Genomic DNA, 17057 nt, shown 5'->3' on the forward strand with positions numbered 1-17057 from the left:
ATAATCGCCGGGTGAGCACTCCCCGCATCCCCGACGTCCTCGCCAACCGGTACGCCAGCCCGCGCATGCGTGAGCTGTGGTCGCCCGAGTACAAGATCGTGCTGGAGCGCCAGCTGTGGATCGCCGTGCTCAAGGCCCAGCGCGACCTCGGCATCGACGTGCCCGACGGTGCCGTCGAGGCCTACGAGAAGGTCGTCGACCAGGTGGATCTCGCGTCGATCGCCGAGCGGGAGCGGATCACCCGGCACGACGTGAAGGCGCGGATCGAGGAGTTCAGCGACCTCGCCGGGTTCGAGCAGATCCACAAGGGCATGACCTCGCGCGATCTCACGGAGAACGTCGAGCAGCTGCAGGTCCTGCGCTCGCTCGAGTACGTCCGCGACCATGCCGTCGCCGTGGCCGCGCGCCTGGCGGAGCGGGCGGCGCAGTACTCGTCCGTGGTGATGGCGGGCCGCTCGCACAACGTCGCGGCGCAGGCCACCACGCTGGGCAAGCGCTTCGCCTCGGCCGCCAACGAGCTGCTCGTGGCCATCGCCCGCCTGGAGGACCTCATCGGTCGTTACCCGCTGCGCGGCATCAAGGGCCCGATGGGCACGTCGCAGGACATGCTCGATCTGCTGGGCGGTGACGCCGCCAAGCTCGCTTCGCTGGAGGAGCGGGTCGCGGAGCACCTCGGCTTCTCGCAGTCCTTCGTCTCGGTGGGCCAGGTCTACCCCCGATCGCTCGACCACGACGTGGTGAGCGCGCTGGTGCAGGTGGCGGCCGGACCGTCGTCGATGGCCACGACGATCCGCCTCATGGCCGGGCACGAGCTGGTCACCGAGGGCTTCCAGCCCGGTCAGGTCGGCAGCTCCGCGATGCCCCACAAGATGAACACCCGCTCCTGCGAGCGCGTCAACGGCCTCACCGTGATCCTGCGCGGATACGGCTCGATGGCGGCCGAGATGGCCGGCTCGCAGTGGAACGAGGGCGACGTCTTCTGCTCCGTCATCCGCCGCGTGGCGCTCCCGGACTCCTTCTTCGCGATCGACGGCCTCTTCGAGACCTTCCTGACGGTCCTCGACGAGTTCGGCGCCTACCCCGCGGTGATCGAGAACGAGCTGAACCGCTACCTGCCCTTCCTCGCCACCACCCGCGTGCTCATGGCCGCGGTGCGCGCCGGAGTCGGACGCGAGGTGGCGCACGAGGCGATCAAGGAGCACGCCGTCGCGGTCGCGCTCGCGATGCGCGAGGAGGGCCGCGAGCCCGATCTTCTCGACCGGCTGGCGGGCGATTCCCGTCTCGGCCTCACGCGGGCGCAGCTCGACGAGGCCCTCGCCGACCGCGCCGCCTTCACCGGCGCCGCCGAGGCCCAGGTCGCCCAGGTCGTCGCCGACGTCGAGGCTCTCGTCGCGCGGTACCCCGACGCCGCGGGCTACACGCCGGCCCCCATCCTCTGACCCCTCGCGGGCGATAGGGTGGCGGTGTGCGTCCTGAACTGAGCGAATACACGCCGATCTACTCGGGCAAGGTCCGCGAGCTGTACGAGGTGGACGACGAGCACCTGCTGCTCGTCGCGAGCGACCGGATCAGCGCCTACGACTACATCCTGGACACGCCGATCCCGGACAAGGGGCGCGTGCTCACGGCGATGTCGGTCTTCTTCTTCGACGCGCTCGGTGTGCCGAACCACCTGGCCGGTCCGGCCGACGATCCGCGCATCCCCGAGTCGGTGCTCGGGCGCGCCCTGATCACCCGGCGGCTCGACATGGTCCCCGTCGAGTGCGTGGCCCGCGGCTATCTCACCGGCTCCGGCCTCAAGGAGTATCGCGCGAACGGTCAGGTGTGCGGGGTTCCCCTGCCGGAGGGGCTGGTGGACGGCAGCCGCATCGACCCGCCGATCTTCACCCCCGCGACCAAGGCCGCCGTGGGCGATCACGACGAGAACGTCTCCTTCGAGCGGGTCGCCGCCGACGTGGGACTCGACCTCGCCACGCGACTGCGCGATCTCACCCTGGAGGTCTACTCCAGCGGCGCGGACATCGCCCGCGAGCGCGGGATCATCCTCGCGGACACCAAGTTCGAGTTCGGTCACACGTCCGACGGTGACCTGCTCCTCGCCGACGAGGTGCTCACGCCCGATTCCTCCCGGTACTGGGATGGTGAACTCTACGAGCCGGGGAAGGCGCTGCCCAGCTTCGACAAGCAGATCGTGCGGGACTGGCTCACGAAGGAGTCCGGTTGGTCGACGGATGCGGGCACTCCGCCGCCGGCCCTCCCCGCCGACGTCGTCGAGCGCACTCGCGCCCGGTACATCGAGGCGTACGAACGCATCTCCGGCCTGCGCTTCGCCGACTGGCCGGGCGGTGCCGCATGAGCGGGCCCCTGCAGCCCGTCGCTCAGAAGGTCCCGTCCGAGCGCACCTTCCACGGCGACACCGTCGTCGACGACTACGCCTGGCTCGCCGACATCAAGAACGACGAGGTGCTCGACTACCTGCGGGCCCAGAACGCCTTCACCGAGGCGGCCACCGCCGGTCACGAGCCGCTGCGCGAGGCGATCTTCGGGGAGATCAAGGCGCACACCCAGGAGACCGACATGTCGGTCCCGCAGCGCCGCCGAGACCACTGGTACTACGCGCGCACCGTCGAGGGGAAGCAGTACGGGATCCACTGCCGCGCGCCGATCTCCGCCGCGGACGACTGGACCCCGCCCGTCCTGTCCGACGAGCCGCTGCCGGGCGAGCAGGTGTTGCTCGACCTCAACGAGGAGGCCGAGGGGCACGAGTACATCGCCGTCGGCGCGGCCTCGGTCTCGCCCGACGGCACACTCCTGGCCTTCTCTCTCGACACCGACGGCGACGAACGGTTCACGCTGCGCGTGCGCAACATCGAGACGGGCGAACTGCTGCCCGACACGGTCGAGAACGTCTTCTACGGTGCCACCTGGGCGCTCGACGGGAGGCACCTGTTCTACACCACCGTCGACGACGCCTGGCGCGCGGATACCATCTGGCGGCACGAGATCGGCTCCGCCGCAGAGGATGTGCAGGTCTTCCACGAGGAGGATCAGCGCTTCGGAGTGGGCATCGGGCTGACCCGCAGCGAGAAGTACCTGATGATCGCGGCATCGTCGACCCTCAGCTCCGAGACGTGGGTGCTCGACGCGACCGATGCGACCGGGGAGTTCCGCCTCCTGCGGCCGCGCGAGGAGGACGTCGAGTACTCGGTCGAGCACGCGGTGCTCGGAGGTGAGGACCGATTCCTCTTCCTGCACAACCGCACCGGCATCAACTTCGAGCTGGCCTCGGCCCCCGTCGACGCGCCGGACGAGTGGACGGTCCTCATCCCGCACCGCGACGACGTTCGCCTGGAGTACGTGGACGCCTACGCCCGACGGCTCGCCCTCGGATACCGGCGGGGCGGCCTGCCCCGCCTCGCGCTCGCCGACGCGACCGCCGATCCGGAGTTCGTGGAGTGGGACCCGGGCGAGGAGCTCGTGAACCTCGGCCCCGCTGCGAATCCCGAGTGGGACGCCCCGCGCCTGCGTCTGGCCTACGAGTCCTTCGTGACCCCCGGCACCGTCCTCGAACTCGACCCCGAGACGGGCGAGCAGACCGTGCTCAAGCGCGCCAACGTCCCCGGCTACGACGCCGCCCTCTACACCGCGGAGCGTCTCTGGGTGACCGCCCGCGACGGCGCGCAGATCCCCGTCTCCGTGGTGTGCCGCAAGGACGTCGGAGACGGGCCGGTGCCCACCCTGCTGTACGGCTACGGCTCCTACGAGGCCACGCTCGACCCGTGGTTCTCAGTCGCGCGACTCTCGCTCATGGACCGCGGTGTGGCCTTCGTCGTGGCGCACGTGCGCGGCGGCGGCGAGATGGGGCGCGCCTGGTACGACCACGGCAAGCAGCTGGAGAAGACCAACACCTTCACCGACTTCGTCGACGTTGCACAGCATCTCGTGGACACCGGCCGGGCCGAGCCGCGGCGGCTGGTGGCGATGGGCGGCAGCGCCGGCGGCCTCCTCGTCGGCGCCGTGGCGAACCTCGCGCCGGAGCTGTTCTCCGGCATCGTCGCCGACGTCCCCTTCGTGGATCCGCTCACGTCGATCCTCGACCCGAGCCTGCCGCTGACGGTGGGGGAGTGGGACGAGTGGGGCAACCCGCTCGAGAACGCAGAGGTGTACCGGTACATGCGCGACTACTCGCCGTACGAGAACGTCGCGGCGAAGCCCTACCCGGCGATCCTCGCGACGACGTCGCTCAACGACACCCGCGTGCTGCCCACGGAGCCCGCCAAGTGGGTGGCCAAGCTCCTCGACCACAGCACGTCCGGCGAGCAGATCCTGCTCAAGACGGAGATGGTCGCCGGTCACGCGGGCGTGAGCGGCCGCTACGCCAAGTGGCGCGAGACGGCCTTCGAGTACGCCTGGGTCCTCGACAGGCTCGGCGTCGCGCAGTAGTTTCAGGATCATGAACAGGTTCGTCATCGGCGCCGCCTGCGCCGTGGTGCTCCTCCCGTTCGCCGCGCCCGCGCAGGCGGAACCCGACGCCGCTGGACCGACGGTGATCTACTCCTACGTCGGACCTGCCACCGCGCCGGAGTACCACACGGAGTACCTCATCGAGGTGCGCAGCGGCGTCGCCACCGCGAAGGTCGGGGGTTACGGCACCGTCGATGGCACGGCGAAGCCCGCGAAGACACAGACGAAACAGCTCGACTACCCGACGCGCCGGGCGCTCGTGCAGACCGCCCCGTCGATACCGGCATCCGCGACCGGGACGCCCTGCCCCGGAGCGAGCACGCACCGCCTGAGCTACGCGATCGGTCGCTCCGCGCCGCAGAGGACCGTGGCGTACAGCTGCGCCTCGGGGAGCGCCGGCGACCTCGCGGCGGTCAAGGCCTACATCACGCCGGTGGAGAAGCAGCTCGACGTGCTGCCGCAGCTCACCTTCCACGTCACCGGCTGACGCCGGACCCGGATACACGAAGTGCCCGGCCCCTGCGGGGACCGGGCACTTCGTGTCAGCGGGTGATGATCAGTGCGGCATGACCATCTGGCGCTCCGCGGCCTCCGTGTCCGCCGCGTGGGTGCGCGGGAGGAAGAACGCGGGGATGATGCACAGCGCGACCAGGATCGCGGCCACGAAGTAGGTGTTCCCGAACGCCTCCGCCGCGAACGGCAGGTTCTCGTGCAGGAACTTGTCGAACCCCGCCTCGGTCATCTTCGTAGCACCGTCTGCACGCGACGCGGGGCTGGAATTCGCGTAGAACGCGGCCGCGCCCGAGGCGACTTCGCCGCCCTGCGGGCTCGGCATCATCGGGCCCGCGTTGGTCAGCCAGTTGGTGAACAGCACGGAGAAGATCGCGGTACCCATCGACGCGGCGATCTGCTGGACGATGTTCGTCAGCGTGGAGCCGCGGGAGATGGACTCCGGAGCCAGGGTGCGGATCGCGGCCGACATCGTGGGCATCATCGTCATGCCCATGCCGAGGCCCTGAATCAGCAGCGAGCCGAGCAGGATCCAGTACGGCGTCTCCGCCGTCAGCTGGGTGAAGGCGATCATGCCGCCGGTGATCAGCGCGAGGCCGGTCATGACGAACTTGCCCGGGCCCATCTTGTCGGTGAGCACACCGGCGATCGGCATGGTGAGCATCGCGCCCAGGCCCTGCGGCGCGAGCAGCAGGCCGGCCATGAGGGTCGACTCGCCGCGGATGCCGATGAAGTACTGCGCGTACAGGATCGAGCTGCCGAAGAAGGCCATCGCGAACATCGCGAAGGTGATCATGGCGACCGTCATGTTCCGGTTCTTGAACAGCCGCAGGTCGAGCAGCGGCAGCTTGGCGCGCAGCGCCCAGAAGACGAAGCCGATGATCAGCACGAGGCCGACGGCGGTGGCGGGGATGACCCGACCGGTGTACATCGACGAATCCGACTGCGCCTCGGGGATCGAGGAGATGCCGAACAGGAACAGCGCGAGGCCGGGCGAGAGCAGCACGAAGCCGACGAGGTCGAACTTCTGGCCCTTCACGGGCTCATCCTTATCCAGCACGAACCAGGCGTAAGCGATCGCGAGGGCGCCGATCGGGACGTTGATCAGGAAGATCCAGTGCCACGAGAAGGACTCGATCAGCCAGCCGCCGAGGATCGGGCCGCCGATGGGGCCGAGCAGCATGGGGATGCCGAGCACGGCCATGACGCGGCCGATGCGCTCCGGACCGGCGGCCCGGGTCAGGATCATCATGCCGAGCGGCATGAGCATGCCGCCGCCGAGGCCCTGCAGCACCCGGTACAGGATCAGCAGGTCGATCGAGGTCGCGGTGGCACAGAGCGCGGAGCCGGCCACGAACAGCGCGGTGGCCGTCATGTAGAGCCGCTTGGTGCCGAAACGGTCGGCGGCCCAGCCGGTCACGGGGATCACGGCGGCCAGGGCCAGGGTGTAGCCGGTCATCGTCCAGGCGACGGTGGCGGGCGAGGCACCCCACTGCGCCTGGAAGGTGTTCTGCGCGACGGCCACGATCGTCATGTCCAGGATGGCCATGATCGACCCGAGGACGACCACGCCGGCCACCATCAGGACTCGCTTGTCGAGCCCCTCACCCGCGTGCGGGATCTCGCTCTTGTCGAGCGTGTTCTCGGTACTCATGCGTTCTCTTTCATTGCGGTGAAGAAGGGGTTCGGAGGGATCAGGCCCTCGTCGAGGATCTCGACCATCACGTCGTGCAGGCGGGTGCGGAGCGCGAGCGGCAGCCGCTCCGCGAAACTCAGCACCTCACGGTGCTTGTCGCTGACCGCGGACGCAACTGTTTTTCGCCCGAGATCGGTGATGGTCAGGTTCTTGATCCGGCGGTCCGAGGCGTCCTCACGCCGATCCACCATCTCGAGCTGGACGAGCTTCTCCACGTTCCGTCCCGTGGCGGCGACGGACAGCCCCAGATCATCGGCGAGCCGGTTGATCGGGAGTGGGGCCTCGGCGGCCACGAGCTGCAGCAGGATGTGGAACTGGTGCGCGGTGATGTCCGACGACAGCATCGTGCCCAGGCTCTCCTGCGTGACATTGCACATGAGACGGCCCATGAACTCGCCGAAGACCGCGGTGAGGTCCTCGGGAGTCACGTCCGTGGAGGTTGCTTGCACCCCAAAACGATAACTCTCGCGCAACCATTGCACAAACGAGATAGATGTGTCGTGCGTTACATTCCGCGTAGGCTCGGGGCATGACCGCTCTGGATTCGATCGCCCTCACCACGCTCGACGGTGCCGCCACTTCCCTCACCGACTACGCGGGCCGCGCCGTGCTCGTCGTCAACGTCGCCAGCAAGTGCGGCCTGACCCCGCAGTACGCCGGCCTCGAGGCGCTGGCGACCCGCTACGCCGACCGCGGCCTGACGGTGCTCGGTGTGCCGTGCAACCAGTTCGCCGGTCAGGAGCCCGGCACGGCGGAGGAGATCGCCACCTTCTGCTCGACGAGCTACGGCGTCACCTTCCCGCTGCTCGCGAAGACCGACGTCAACGGCGACGATCGCCATCCCCTGTACGCCGAGCTGACCAAGACCGCCGACGCCGAGGGCGAAGCGGGCGATGTGCAGTGGAACTTCGAGAAGTTCCTCATCGCGCCCGACCATGCGAGCGTGCAGCGCTTCCGGCCTCGTACGGAGCCCGAGTCGCCCGAGGTCGTCGGGGCGATCGAGGCGCTCCTCCCCGCCTGAACAGCGAGTTGGGCGACACGTAACCTTCCATCCCCGAACCGGTAAGGAAGGGGGCGCACACTCGGCAACCATGAGTTCGCCGCTGTACGTCTCCGTCTCCGCCCTCTCCGACGCCACCCGTGCCGGCGCCGAGCGGTTCGCGGCGCACATGGACGAGCGCGGCGTGCCCGTCTCGCTCCTGGTCGCGCCGCGCCTCAAGGGCAAGTACAAGCTGGTCGACGACCCGTCGACCCAGGCCTTCCTGCGCGAGCGACGGGCGGCGGGCGACGCGATCGTGCTCAACGGGTACGACCAGGCGGCCACGAAGCGCCGCCGGGCGGAGTTCTCGACGCTCGGCGCCCACGAGGCGAAGCTGCGGCTCGCCGCCGCCGACCGGGTGCTCGAGACGGTGGGGCTGCGCACGCGCGTCTTCGCGGCGCCGCGCTGGAACGCCTCCACAGGTGCGGTGCTCGCGCTGCCCGACGCGGGCTTCCGGCTCAACCTCGGCTACACCGCGATCACCGACCTCGTCGCCGGCGAGGAGGAGAAGGCCCGCGTCCTGGGCATCGGCGACGGCTTCCTCAGCGAGCCCTGGTGGTGCCGCGCGCTGCTCGCACAGGCCAACCGCATCGCCCGGCGGGGCGGTGTGCTCCGGCTGGCCGTCGACGCCCGGCGCCTCGAGTCCTCGACGGTCTCGCGCACGATGCTCGACGCGGTCGATCTCGCCCTGCATCACGGCGCCCGGCCCGCGGTGTACGAGCACCGGGCGAAGGTGCTGGTCGCCGCTTAGACCTGCACCGAGTCCTCCGCGGCCCAGCGGAGGAATTCGGCACCGTCGGGACGCATCTCGTCCAGCCGGCCGAGGTAGACCCCCGCGCCCTGTTCGGTGAGGAGCGCGTCGTGGATCGGCACCGCGGTGGCCGGGCGCACGGCGCGGAAGAAGTCGATGGTCTCGCTGATCCGGCACCACGGCGCGTTCACGGGTAGGCCGAGGACGTCGACGCGCACGTCCTCGGGCACGTGCAGGGCGTCGCCGGGGTGGTAGAAGCGGCCGATCCGCTCCTCGTCGCCCAGGAGCACCGAGGTGTTGTCGATCGTCGGGATGTCCGGGTGGATCACGGCGTGCACCCCACCCACGGCGCGGGCGATGAGGTTGCCGATCCCGTAGTCGTGGCCCGGCACCGCGGCGATCCAGCGGCCGCCGCGCGTGGCCGCGGTGGTCGGGTCGGCGAACAACTGCGCTTCGGGGTTGGCGTCGACGAGGGCGTCGATGCGCTCGGGATCGAGGTGGTCCGGGTGCTGGTGCGTGACGATGATCGCGTCGAGATCCGTGAGGCCCTCGAAGCCCGTGGAGAAGGTGCCGGGATCGAACAGGACCCGGGTGTCGGACATCTCCACGAGGACGCAGGAATGGCGGAAGTGGGTGAGTCGCATGCGCCCAGTATGCGCCGGTAAACTACGCCGTGAAGCGCGATCGACACCCGAGCGCGCGGTCGAATCGAGAGGGAGCCGCAACGTGGCACGGATTGTGGTGGACGTGATGCCGAAGGCCGAGATCCTGGACCCGCAGGGGAAGGCGATCGTGGGTGCGCTCGACCGCCTCGGTTTCGCCGGCGTCACGGATGTGCGGCAGGGCAAGCGGTTCGAGCTCGAGGTCGACGGCGACCTCAGTGACGAGCAGCTCGAGAAGATCGCCGCCGACGTGCTCACGAACACCGTGATCGAGGACTTCACCGTCACGCGGGTGAACGCATGACGCGCGTCGGCGTCATCACCTTCCCCGGCACGCTCGACGACGTCGACGCGGCGCGCGCGGTGGAGCGGGCGGGCGGCGAGGCCGTCGCCCTCTGGCACAAGGACCACGACCTGAAGGGCGTCGACGCGGTCGTCGTTCCCGGCGGCTTCTCCTACGGCGACTACCTGCGCGCCGGCGCCATCGCCTCGCTCGCCCCGGTGATGACCGAGGTGGTCGAGGCCGCGGGCAAGGGCATGCCGGTGCTCGGCATCTGCAACGGATTCCAGATCCTCTGCGAGGCGGGCCTGCTCCCGGGCGCGCTGACCCGCAACGAGGGCCTGCACTTCGTCTGCCGCGACCAGTGGCTGCGCGTCGAGGCGACGAACACCGCATGGACCTCCCGCTACGAGGCGGGCGCCGAGATCCTGGTCCCCGTCAAGAACGCCGAGGGGCGCTTCCAGGCGTCCGAGGCCGTGCTCGACGAGCTCGAGGGGGAGGGTCGCGTCGCCTTCCGCTACGTCGGCGGCAACCCCAACGGTTCGCAGCGCGACATCGCCGGCATCGCCTCGGCGAACGGTCGCATCGTCGGCCTGATGCCGCACCCGGAGCACGCCACCGAGGCGCTCACCGGCCCGTCCGACGACGGCCTGGGCATCTTCTACTCCGCGCTGGACGCGGTGCTGTCGGCCTGATGGCGGGCTCGGCGGCAGCGACCACTGCATCCCCGGAGGGCCTCTGCGCTTTCGTCGACGCCTCGCCGTCGCCCTTCCACGTCGTGGAGACCACGGGGGCGCGCCTGCGCTCCGCCGGTTACTCCGAGCTCGCCGAGGGCGACCGCTGGCCCGCCGCGGGCAAGCACTACGTGGTCCGGGGCGGTTCGATCGTCGCCTTCGACACGTCCGGTTTCTCGCCCGACGGTGCCTTCCGCATCGTCGGCGGCCACACCGACAGCCCCAACCTGCGGGTCAAGCAGCACCCCGACCTGGAGCAGGCGGGCCTGGCGCTGGTCGGGCTCGAACCTTACGGCGGGGCCTGGCTCAACTCCTGGCTCGACCGCGATCTCGGCCTCTCCGGTCGGCTCTCGTTCCGAGGCGCCGACGGTGCCGGGACCGCTCTGGTCCGCATCGACGAGCCCGTGCTCCGCGTGCCGCAGCTCGCGATCCACCTCTCCGAGAACCGCAAGGGCGTGGAGCTGGATCCGCAGCGGCACGTCAACGCGATCCGCGGCGTGGGCGCGAAGGGGCCGTTCGTGGACGTCGTCGCCGAAGCGGCGGGCATCGATCCGGCGCTCGTCCTCGGCTGGGAGCTGATGACCCATGACCTCACGCCCAGTCGCGTGATCGGGGCCGACGGCGACCTGCTCTCGGCGCCCCGCCTCGACAATCAGGGCACCTGCTACGCCGGCACCGAGGCGCTCGTCGCTGCGCCCGCGGTGGAGGGCGTCACGCCCGTGCTCGCGCTCTTCGATCACGAGGAGGTCGGCTCCGGCTCCGATCGCGGTGCGGCCTCGGACCTGCTGCTGACGGTGCTCGAGCGGATCCTGCTCGCGGCCGGCGGCGATCGCGAGGACTTCCTCCGCGTGATGAGCCGTTCGGTGTGCGCCTCGGGCGATATGGCGCACGCGACGCATCCGAGCTACCCCAATCGGCACGAGCCGGCGCACCGCATCGCGGTCAACGGCGGCCCGGTGCTCAAGGTGAACCAGAACCTGCGGTACGCCTCGGACGCGGTGGGCGAGGCCGTCTTCGGTATCGCCGCCGAGCAGGCGGGCGTGCCCCTGCAGCGCTACGTGCACCGTGCGGACCTGCCGTGCGGCTCGACGATCGGCCCGATCACCGCGGCCCGCACGGGCCTCACGACGGTCGACGTGGGGGCTCCCCAGCTCGCGATGCACAGCGCCCGCGAGCTCATGGGCTCCGCAGACGTCGCGATGTACGCGGCGGCGCTGAGCGCCTTCCTCGCCCCGGTCTGATCCCGGGACGCGAGCCGACACGCCTCCCCGAGTGAACTGCGCCTCACCGGAGTCGGTTAGTGTCCAGTTTCATGACCACCTCACCTGCGGCCCCGTCGAACCCGGAGGAGGGTGAGCAGCTCACCCGAGCCCTGAGCAACCGCCACATCCAGCTCATCGCGATCGGCGGTGCGATCGGCACCGGCCTGTTCATGGGCTCCGGCAAGACGATCTCGGTGGCCGGCCCGTCGGTCATCTTCGTCTACATGGTGATCGGCTTCATGCTCTACTTCGTGATGCGCGCCATGGGAGAGCTGCTGCTCAGCCGCACCGGCTACCGCAACTTCTCGGACTTCGCCGGCGACATCCTCGGCCCCTGGGCCGCGCACTTCACCGGATGGACCTACTGGTTCTGCTGGGTGGTCACCGCCGTCGCCGACGTGGTGGTCATCGCGTCCGTATACATCACCTTCTGGGCCAAGGACGTTCCCCCGTGGATCCCCGCGGTGGCCGTGATCGTGCTGCTCATCGGCCTGAACCTGCCCACGGTCCGCGCCTTCGGCGAGACCGAGTTCTGGTTCGCCATGATCAAGATCGTCGCGATCGTCGCGCTCATCGTCGTCGGCGCGGTGCTCATCATCACCGGCTTCGAGCACGACGGCGCCCGCGCCTCGCTCGCCAATCTGTGGGAGCACGGCGGCATGTTCCCGCAGGGCTTCATGGGTTTCGTCGCCGGTTTCCAGATCGCCGTCTTCGCCTTCGTCGGCATCGAGCTCGTGGGCACCGCGGCCGCGGAGACGAAGAACCCCGAGAAGAACCTGCCGCGCGCGATCAACGCCATCCCGATCCGCATCCTGCTGTTCTACGTCGGCTCGCTGATCATCCTCATGTCCGTGGTGCCGTGGGACCGCTTCAGCAAGGACGAGTCGCCGTTCGTCATGCTCTTCACCCTCGCCGGGCTCGGCGCCGCCGCGCACCTGGTGAACGCGGTCGTGCTCACCTCGGCCATGTCGTCGGCGAACTCGGGCATCTACTCCACCTCGCGCATGGTCTACGGGCTGGCGACCGAGGGCGACGCCCCGAAGATCTTCGCGAAGCTCTCGGGCCGCAAGGTGCCGCAGAACGCCCTCTTCCTCACGGGCGTGATGATGCTGTCCTCGGTGGTGCTGCTGGGCTTCGGTCTCGACAAGTCGGCCGGCTTCACCGTGGTCACCACGGTCTCGTCGCTGTGCTTCATGTTCGTCTGGACCATCATCCTGGTCAGCTACCTGGTGTACCGCTCGCGCCGGCCTCAGCTGCACGCCGAGAGCACCTTCAAGATGCCGCTCGGCACCGTGATGCCGTGGATCGTCTTCGCCTTCTTCCTGTTCCTGCTCTGGGCCTTCACCCGCGAGACGGACACCCTGCAGGCGATGCTCGTCACGCCGATCTGGTTCCTCATCGTGGGTGCGGCCTACCTCGTGCTGCGCCGCAATCCGGAGCACCTCGCCGCGCGAGAGGCCTTCGCCGCCCGCGTCGCGGAGGAGAAGAAGGCCGCCGCGCAGTGGCGGGCCGCGCAGGGCTGAGCGCCCTCAGTCCTGCTCCGCGAGCATCGGCGCGTCCGGACCCAGCGGACGGTGCAGGAGCGAGCCGCGGGTGATCGCCGCTCGGCCGAACCGGTGGCGCAGCGAGTCCATGGCCAGGTCCAGATCGGTGTCGTGCCCGCCGCCGTCGAAGGGCAGCGTCAGCTGGACGGCTCCGTGGTTCTCCAGGTTCGCCAGCGACAGCCCGATCAGCGTGCAGCCGCGTTCGCGGACCAGCGGCATGGCCTCGTCGAGCAGTGCCCGGGCCGTGGCGAGCACGACCTCCGTCTGATCGGTCGGCTCGCGCAGCGAGCGTGACCGGGTGACCGCCGTGAAGTCGTCGAACCGCAGCCGCAGTTCGACGGTGCGCGTGACGCGCCCGGCGGCGCGCAGGCGCTCGCCCAGGCGATCCACGATCGCGAGCGCGGTGCCCTCGAGCTCGGTCTCCGACTTCGTCCGCCGGCCCAGTGCCCGCTGGGCGCCGATCGACTTGCGCCGCCGCCCGGTGTCGACTCGGCGCGGGTCGTGCGCCATCGACAGCGCGTACAGGTGCCGCGCGGTGCCGCGCCCGAGGAAGGCGGCGAGGCGGTGCTCGCCCAGTTCCGCGATCTGCCCGACGGTGACGATCCCCACCTCGTGCAGACGGGCCTCCGTCTTCGGGCCGACGCCCCACAGACGCCGCACCGGGAGCGGGTGCAGGAACTGCAGTTCGGTGCCGGGCGGGACCTCGAGCAGGCCATCGGGCTTACCGACGGCGCTCGCGACCTTGGCCAGGAACTTGCTGCGCGCGACGCCGACGGTGATCGGCAGCCCGACCTCCGTGCGCACCCGCTCGCGCAGCCGCGCCGCGATCTGCACCGGGGTGCCGCGGATGGTGCGGAGGCCGGCCACGTCGAGGAAGGCCTCGTCGACCGAGAGACCCTCCACCAGCGGGGTGGTGTCCCGGAAGATCTCGAAGACGCGTCGGCTGGCCTCCATGTACGCGTCGAACCGGGGAGGCTGGGTGATCGCGAAGGGCGCGAGGGCCAGGGCCTCACGGTGCGGCATCGGCGAGCGGACGCCCTTCGCCTTCGCCTCGTAGCTCGCCGCGAGCACCACGCCCGAGCCGACGAGGACCGGGCGGCCCCGCAGCCACGGGTGGTCGCGCTGTTCGACCGAGGCGTAGAAGGAGTCGAGATCCGCGTGCAGGATCGACGCTTCGGCCCGCGCGTCGATGCTCATAGGCGCAGTATCGCGCCGGGGTCCGACAAGTGCCGGTGCGAGGGGCTTGCGCAGAACTGACTCATGAGTAAGGTTACTTCAAAGTCAGTTGCTGAGAGCCTCACCGAGGAGTCGCACACATGAGTACCTACCTGATCACCGGGGCCACCGGATTCCTGGGCCGCCGGATCGTCCCGCTGCTACTGGAGCGCGAGCCCGACGCCGTGGTGCACCTGCTGGTGCGCCCGTCGTCGGCATCGAAGCTCGACGACTGGCGCGCGCGGTACGGCGACCGGGTCGTCCCCCTGCCGGGCGACCTCGCGGCGCCGGGCCTCGGGCTCACCGCCGCGCCCGACGGGATCGACGCCGTCCTGCACCTCGGTGCCGTCTACGACATGGCTGCGAGCGTCGAGGCCAACGACCGCGTCAACGTCGAGGGCACCCGCGCCGTGATCGCCCTCGCGCAGCGCGCGGGCGCCGCACTGCACCACGTCTCCTCGGTCGCCGTGGCGGGCGATCACCGGGGTGTCTTCTCCGAGGACGACTTCGACCTCGGGCAGGGCTTCCCGTCGCCCTACCACCGCACCAAGTTCGAGTCCGAGAAGCTGGTGCGCGAGGCCGAGGGCCTGCGCTGGCGGGTCTACCGGCCGGCGATCGTGGTCGGCGACTCGCGGACCGGCGAGATGGACAAGATCGACGGTCCCTACTACCTCTTCCCGGTCTTCGAGACGATGCGGCACGTCCCGTCGGTCATTCCGATGGTGCTGCCGGACACCGGCGACACGAACATGGTGCCCGTCGACTACGTGGCGCGCGCCCTCGTCGAGCTGATGCTCCGGCCCGAGGGCGACGGCCGGGCCTACCACCTCGTCAACCCGGAGCCGCAGAGCGTGCTGGAGGTCTACCGGGCGATCGCGCGGCCCGTCGGCGCCCCGCCCGCCGTCGGCAGGATCCCCCGGCGCGCGGTCGATTCCGCGATCCGGGTCAGTGGATCGGGCAGGCCCGGCGTTGTCCGCGACGCAGTGCTCAAACAGCGGGGCATTCCGCCGCGCGCCTTCGACAACCTGGGCTTCACCGCTCGCTTCACGTCGGAGACGACCCGGGCGGCCTTGGCGGGTACCGGGATCGAGGTGCCGGCGCTGCGCGACTACGGCCCGAAGCTCTTCTCCTACTGGCGCGAGCAGCTCGATCCGGCGCGGCTGCGCCGCCGGGACCCGATCGCAGGCCGTCACGTGGTGATCACCGGTGCCTCCGCGGGGATCGGCCTCGCCACCGCCTGCGCCCTCGCCGAGCGCGGTGCGCGCGTGATCCTGCTCGCCAGGGGCGCAGCGGAACTCGAGACGGCGGTCGCCGGGATCACCGCGCGGGGCGGCGAGGCCGCCGCGTACGTCTGCGACGTGACCGACGGCGACGCCGTGGAGAGCACCGTCGCGCGGATCCTGGCCGAGCACGGCCACGTCGACTACCTGGTGAACAACGCGGGCCGGTCGATCCGCCGTTCGGTCCGCTCCTCGGTGGACCGGTTCCACGACTTCGAGCGCACCATGGACGTCAACTACTTCGGGGCGCTGCGGATGACCCTCGCCCTGCTGCCGCACATGCGCGAACGGGGGTTCGGGCACATCGTCAACGTCTCCAGCATCGGCGTCTCGGCGCGCGGTCCGCGGTTCGCGGCCTACGTCGCGAGCAAGGCCGCGCTCGACGCCTTCTCGGACGTCGCGGCCACGGAGACCCTGAGCGATCACGTGACCTTCACCAACGTTCACATGCCGCTGGTCCGGACGGCGATGATCGCGCCGACCGAGGCCTACGACGGTGTCCGCGCCATCAGCCCGGAACGCGCCGCCCGGATCGTCGTCCGTGCGATCGAACGCAGGCCCACCCGGTGGGAGACGCCGCTGGGCGCACTCGGAGCGCTGGGCCGGACCTTCACGCCGCGGCTGACCCGTCGCCTCCTGCACCAGGAGTACCTCACCTCCGCGGACTCGGCGGCGGCCAAGACCGGACGGCAGCTCGCCGCGTCGTCCTAGTATCGACACGGCCGCACGGGCGATCGGACGGGAGGACGCGGATGCCGGAGCACAGCGATCGGAGGGTCTCCGTCACGGGCGGTGGTGCGGGGATCGGTGCGGCCACCTGCAGGCTGCTCGCGGCCCAGGGTGCGCAGGTCTGGATCGGCGACCGGGACGCGGACGCGGCAGCCGCCGTCGCCGAGGAGATCCGTCGCTCCGGCGGTCGCGCGGAGGCGCTCGCGCTCGACGTGACCGACGAGGCCTCCTTCGAGGGCTTCCTCGCCGCCGCGGAATCCGACGGTCCGCTCGACGTCCTGGTCAACAACGCGGGCGTGATGTGGGTGGGGCCGTTCGCCGAGGAGAGTGCGGCGTCGATCGAGCGGCAGGTCGCCGTCAACCTCGTCGGCCCGATCCTCGGCACCCGGCTGGCCGCGCGCCGTATGCGGCCCCGCGGACGCGGGCACATCCTGACCGTGGCGTCGGCGGCGTCGAAACTCAGCCCCGCGGGGGAGGCGACGTACAGCGCCACGAAGTACGGCGTCTACGGCTACCTCCGCGCCGTCCGCCGCGAACTGCGCGGCAGCGGTGTGGAACTGAGCGTGATCATGCCCGCCGTCGTCGACACGGTCCTCGCCGCCGGCACCACCACCGGCGCCGCGGCGATGCTCACCCCCGAGCGGATCGCCGAGGCGATCTCCGGTGCGATCGCCCGTCCGCGCTTCGAAGTGCACGTGCCGCGCACCGTCGGGCTGCTGCATCGCGCGCAGACGCTCGCGCCGCAACCCGTGCGGGACCTGTTGGACCGCTTCCTCGTCCCGGACCAGGTCCGCAGCGCCGACCGCGCCGCACGGGCGGACTACGAACGGGGTGCGGTGAGCGGGTCCGCGGATCCGCAGGGGTAGACCTTCCGATCAGGACGACGCGAAC

Annotated in this window: 16 protein-coding genes; 12 read left to right on the forward strand and 4 right to left on the reverse strand. The window is 70.4% G+C overall.

Annotated elements, in window-relative coordinates; translation table 11 throughout:
- Window positions 1–11 precede the first annotated feature (11 nt).
- The 4 genes from purB to FK268_RS13000 are packed head-to-tail and all read left to right on the forward strand — an operon-like array spanning window position 12 to window position 4951.
- Window positions 12–1439 (forward strand): adenylosuccinate lyase, encoded by a 1428-nt coding sequence (gene purB / locus FK268_RS12985; protein WP_146434681.1) that lies wholly within the window; start codon window positions 12–14, stop codon window positions 1437–1439.
- Window positions 1440–1465: 26 nt separating this feature from the next.
- Window positions 1466–2356 carry a phosphoribosylaminoimidazolesuccinocarboxamide synthase gene (locus FK268_RS12990; protein WP_146434683.1) on the forward strand — a complete coding sequence of 297 codons (891 nt, stop codon included), beginning with the start codon at window positions 1466–1468 and terminating at the stop codon, window positions 2354–2356.
- The gene (locus FK268_RS12995) at window positions 2353–4443 is read left to right on the forward strand and encodes a S9 family peptidase (RefSeq protein WP_146434685.1); all 2091 of its coding nucleotides are present in this window, start codon (window positions 2353–2355) and stop codon (window positions 4441–4443) included. The genes FK268_RS12990 and FK268_RS12995 overlap by 4 nt, the downstream gene beginning before the upstream one ends.
- 10 nt (window positions 4444–4453) lie before the next feature.
- On the forward strand, window positions 4454–4951 hold the full coding sequence (locus tag FK268_RS13000; RefSeq protein WP_146434687.1) for a hypothetical protein: 498 nt from the start codon (window positions 4454–4456) through the stop codon (window positions 4949–4951).
- A 69-nt stretch (window positions 4952–5020) separates the two neighbouring features.
- Here FK268_RS13000 and FK268_RS13005 read toward each other — a convergent pair whose 3' ends face one another.
- Window positions 5021–6628, reverse strand: a complete 1608-nt coding sequence (locus tag FK268_RS13005) for a DHA2 family efflux MFS transporter permease subunit (RefSeq protein ID WP_146434689.1) — start codon at window positions 6626–6628, stop codon at window positions 5021–5023.
- Window positions 6625–7119, reverse strand: coding sequence for a MarR family winged helix-turn-helix transcriptional regulator (locus FK268_RS13010; RefSeq protein ID WP_146434691.1), 495 nt, complete (start codon window positions 7117–7119; stop codon window positions 6625–6627). The genes FK268_RS13005 and FK268_RS13010 overlap by 4 nt, the downstream gene beginning before the upstream one ends.
- Window positions 7120–7199: 80 nt before the next feature.
- Between FK268_RS13010 and FK268_RS13015 the strand changes: the two genes are divergently transcribed.
- Together FK268_RS13015 and FK268_RS13020 are read left to right on the forward strand one after the other, a co-directional pair.
- On the forward strand, window positions 7200–7691 hold the full coding sequence (locus FK268_RS13015; protein ID WP_146434693.1) for a glutathione peroxidase: 492 nt from the start codon (window positions 7200–7202) through the stop codon (window positions 7689–7691).
- Between the two features lie 70 nt (window positions 7692–7761).
- Window positions 7762–8460 carry a DUF2334 domain-containing protein gene (locus tag FK268_RS13020; protein WP_146434695.1) on the forward strand — a complete coding sequence of 233 codons (699 nt, stop codon included), beginning with the start codon at window positions 7762–7764 and terminating at the stop codon, window positions 8458–8460.
- Here FK268_RS13020 and FK268_RS13025 read toward each other — a convergent pair.
- Window positions 8457–9104, reverse strand: a complete 648-nt coding sequence (locus tag FK268_RS13025; protein WP_146434697.1) for an MBL fold metallo-hydrolase — start codon at window positions 9102–9104, stop codon at window positions 8457–8459. The two genes, FK268_RS13020 and FK268_RS13025, sit on opposite strands and share 4 nt — an antisense overlap.
- 82 nt (window positions 9105–9186) lie before the next feature.
- Between FK268_RS13025 and purS the strand changes: the two genes are divergently transcribed.
- From purS to FK268_RS13045, 4 genes are all read left to right on the forward strand, one after another.
- Window positions 9187–9426: a phosphoribosylformylglycinamidine synthase subunit PurS gene (purS, locus tag FK268_RS13030; RefSeq protein ID WP_146434699.1), complete on the forward strand. Its 240-nt coding sequence runs from the start codon at window positions 9187–9189 to the stop codon at window positions 9424–9426.
- The gene (purQ, locus tag FK268_RS13035; protein WP_146434701.1) at window positions 9423–10097 is read left to right on the forward strand and encodes a phosphoribosylformylglycinamidine synthase subunit PurQ; all 675 of its coding nucleotides are present in this window, start codon (window positions 9423–9425) and stop codon (window positions 10095–10097) included. Before purS ends, purQ begins: the two co-directional genes overlap by 4 nt.
- On the forward strand, window positions 10097–11377 hold the full coding sequence (locus tag FK268_RS13040) for a M18 family aminopeptidase (RefSeq protein WP_146434703.1): 1281 nt from the start codon (window positions 10097–10099) through the stop codon (window positions 11375–11377). The genes purQ and FK268_RS13040 overlap by 1 nt, the downstream gene beginning before the upstream one ends.
- Window positions 11378–11448: 71 nt before the next feature.
- Window positions 11449–12921 carry an amino acid permease gene (locus FK268_RS13045; RefSeq protein ID WP_146434705.1) on the forward strand — a complete coding sequence of 491 codons (1473 nt, stop codon included), beginning with the start codon at window positions 11449–11451 and terminating at the stop codon, window positions 12919–12921.
- A 6-nt stretch (window positions 12922–12927) separates the two neighbouring features.
- On the opposite strand, the gene dinB is transcribed toward FK268_RS13045, so the two are convergent.
- Complete coding sequence (gene dinB / locus FK268_RS13050; protein ID WP_146434707.1) at window positions 12928–14139, reverse strand: DNA polymerase IV; 1212 nt, start codon at window positions 14137–14139, stop codon at window positions 12928–12930.
- Window positions 14140–14258: 119 nt separating this feature from the next.
- On the opposite strand from dinB, the gene FK268_RS13055 reads away from it, so the two are divergent.
- Together FK268_RS13055 and FK268_RS13060 are read left to right on the forward strand one after the other, a co-directional pair.
- Complete coding sequence (locus FK268_RS13055; protein WP_146434709.1) at window positions 14259–16148, forward strand: SDR family oxidoreductase; 1890 nt, start codon at window positions 14259–14261, stop codon at window positions 16146–16148.
- 41 nt (window positions 16149–16189) lie between these two features.
- Window positions 16190–17032, forward strand: a complete 843-nt coding sequence (locus tag FK268_RS13060) for an SDR family oxidoreductase (protein WP_146434711.1) — start codon at window positions 16190–16192, stop codon at window positions 17030–17032.
- Window positions 17033–17057 lie beyond the last annotated feature (25 nt).

The organism is Tsukamurella sputi, from assembly GCF_007858445.1.
In the GTDB taxonomy this organism is placed as follows: Bacteria; Actinomycetota; Actinomycetes; order Mycobacteriales; family Mycobacteriaceae; genus Tsukamurella; species Tsukamurella sputi.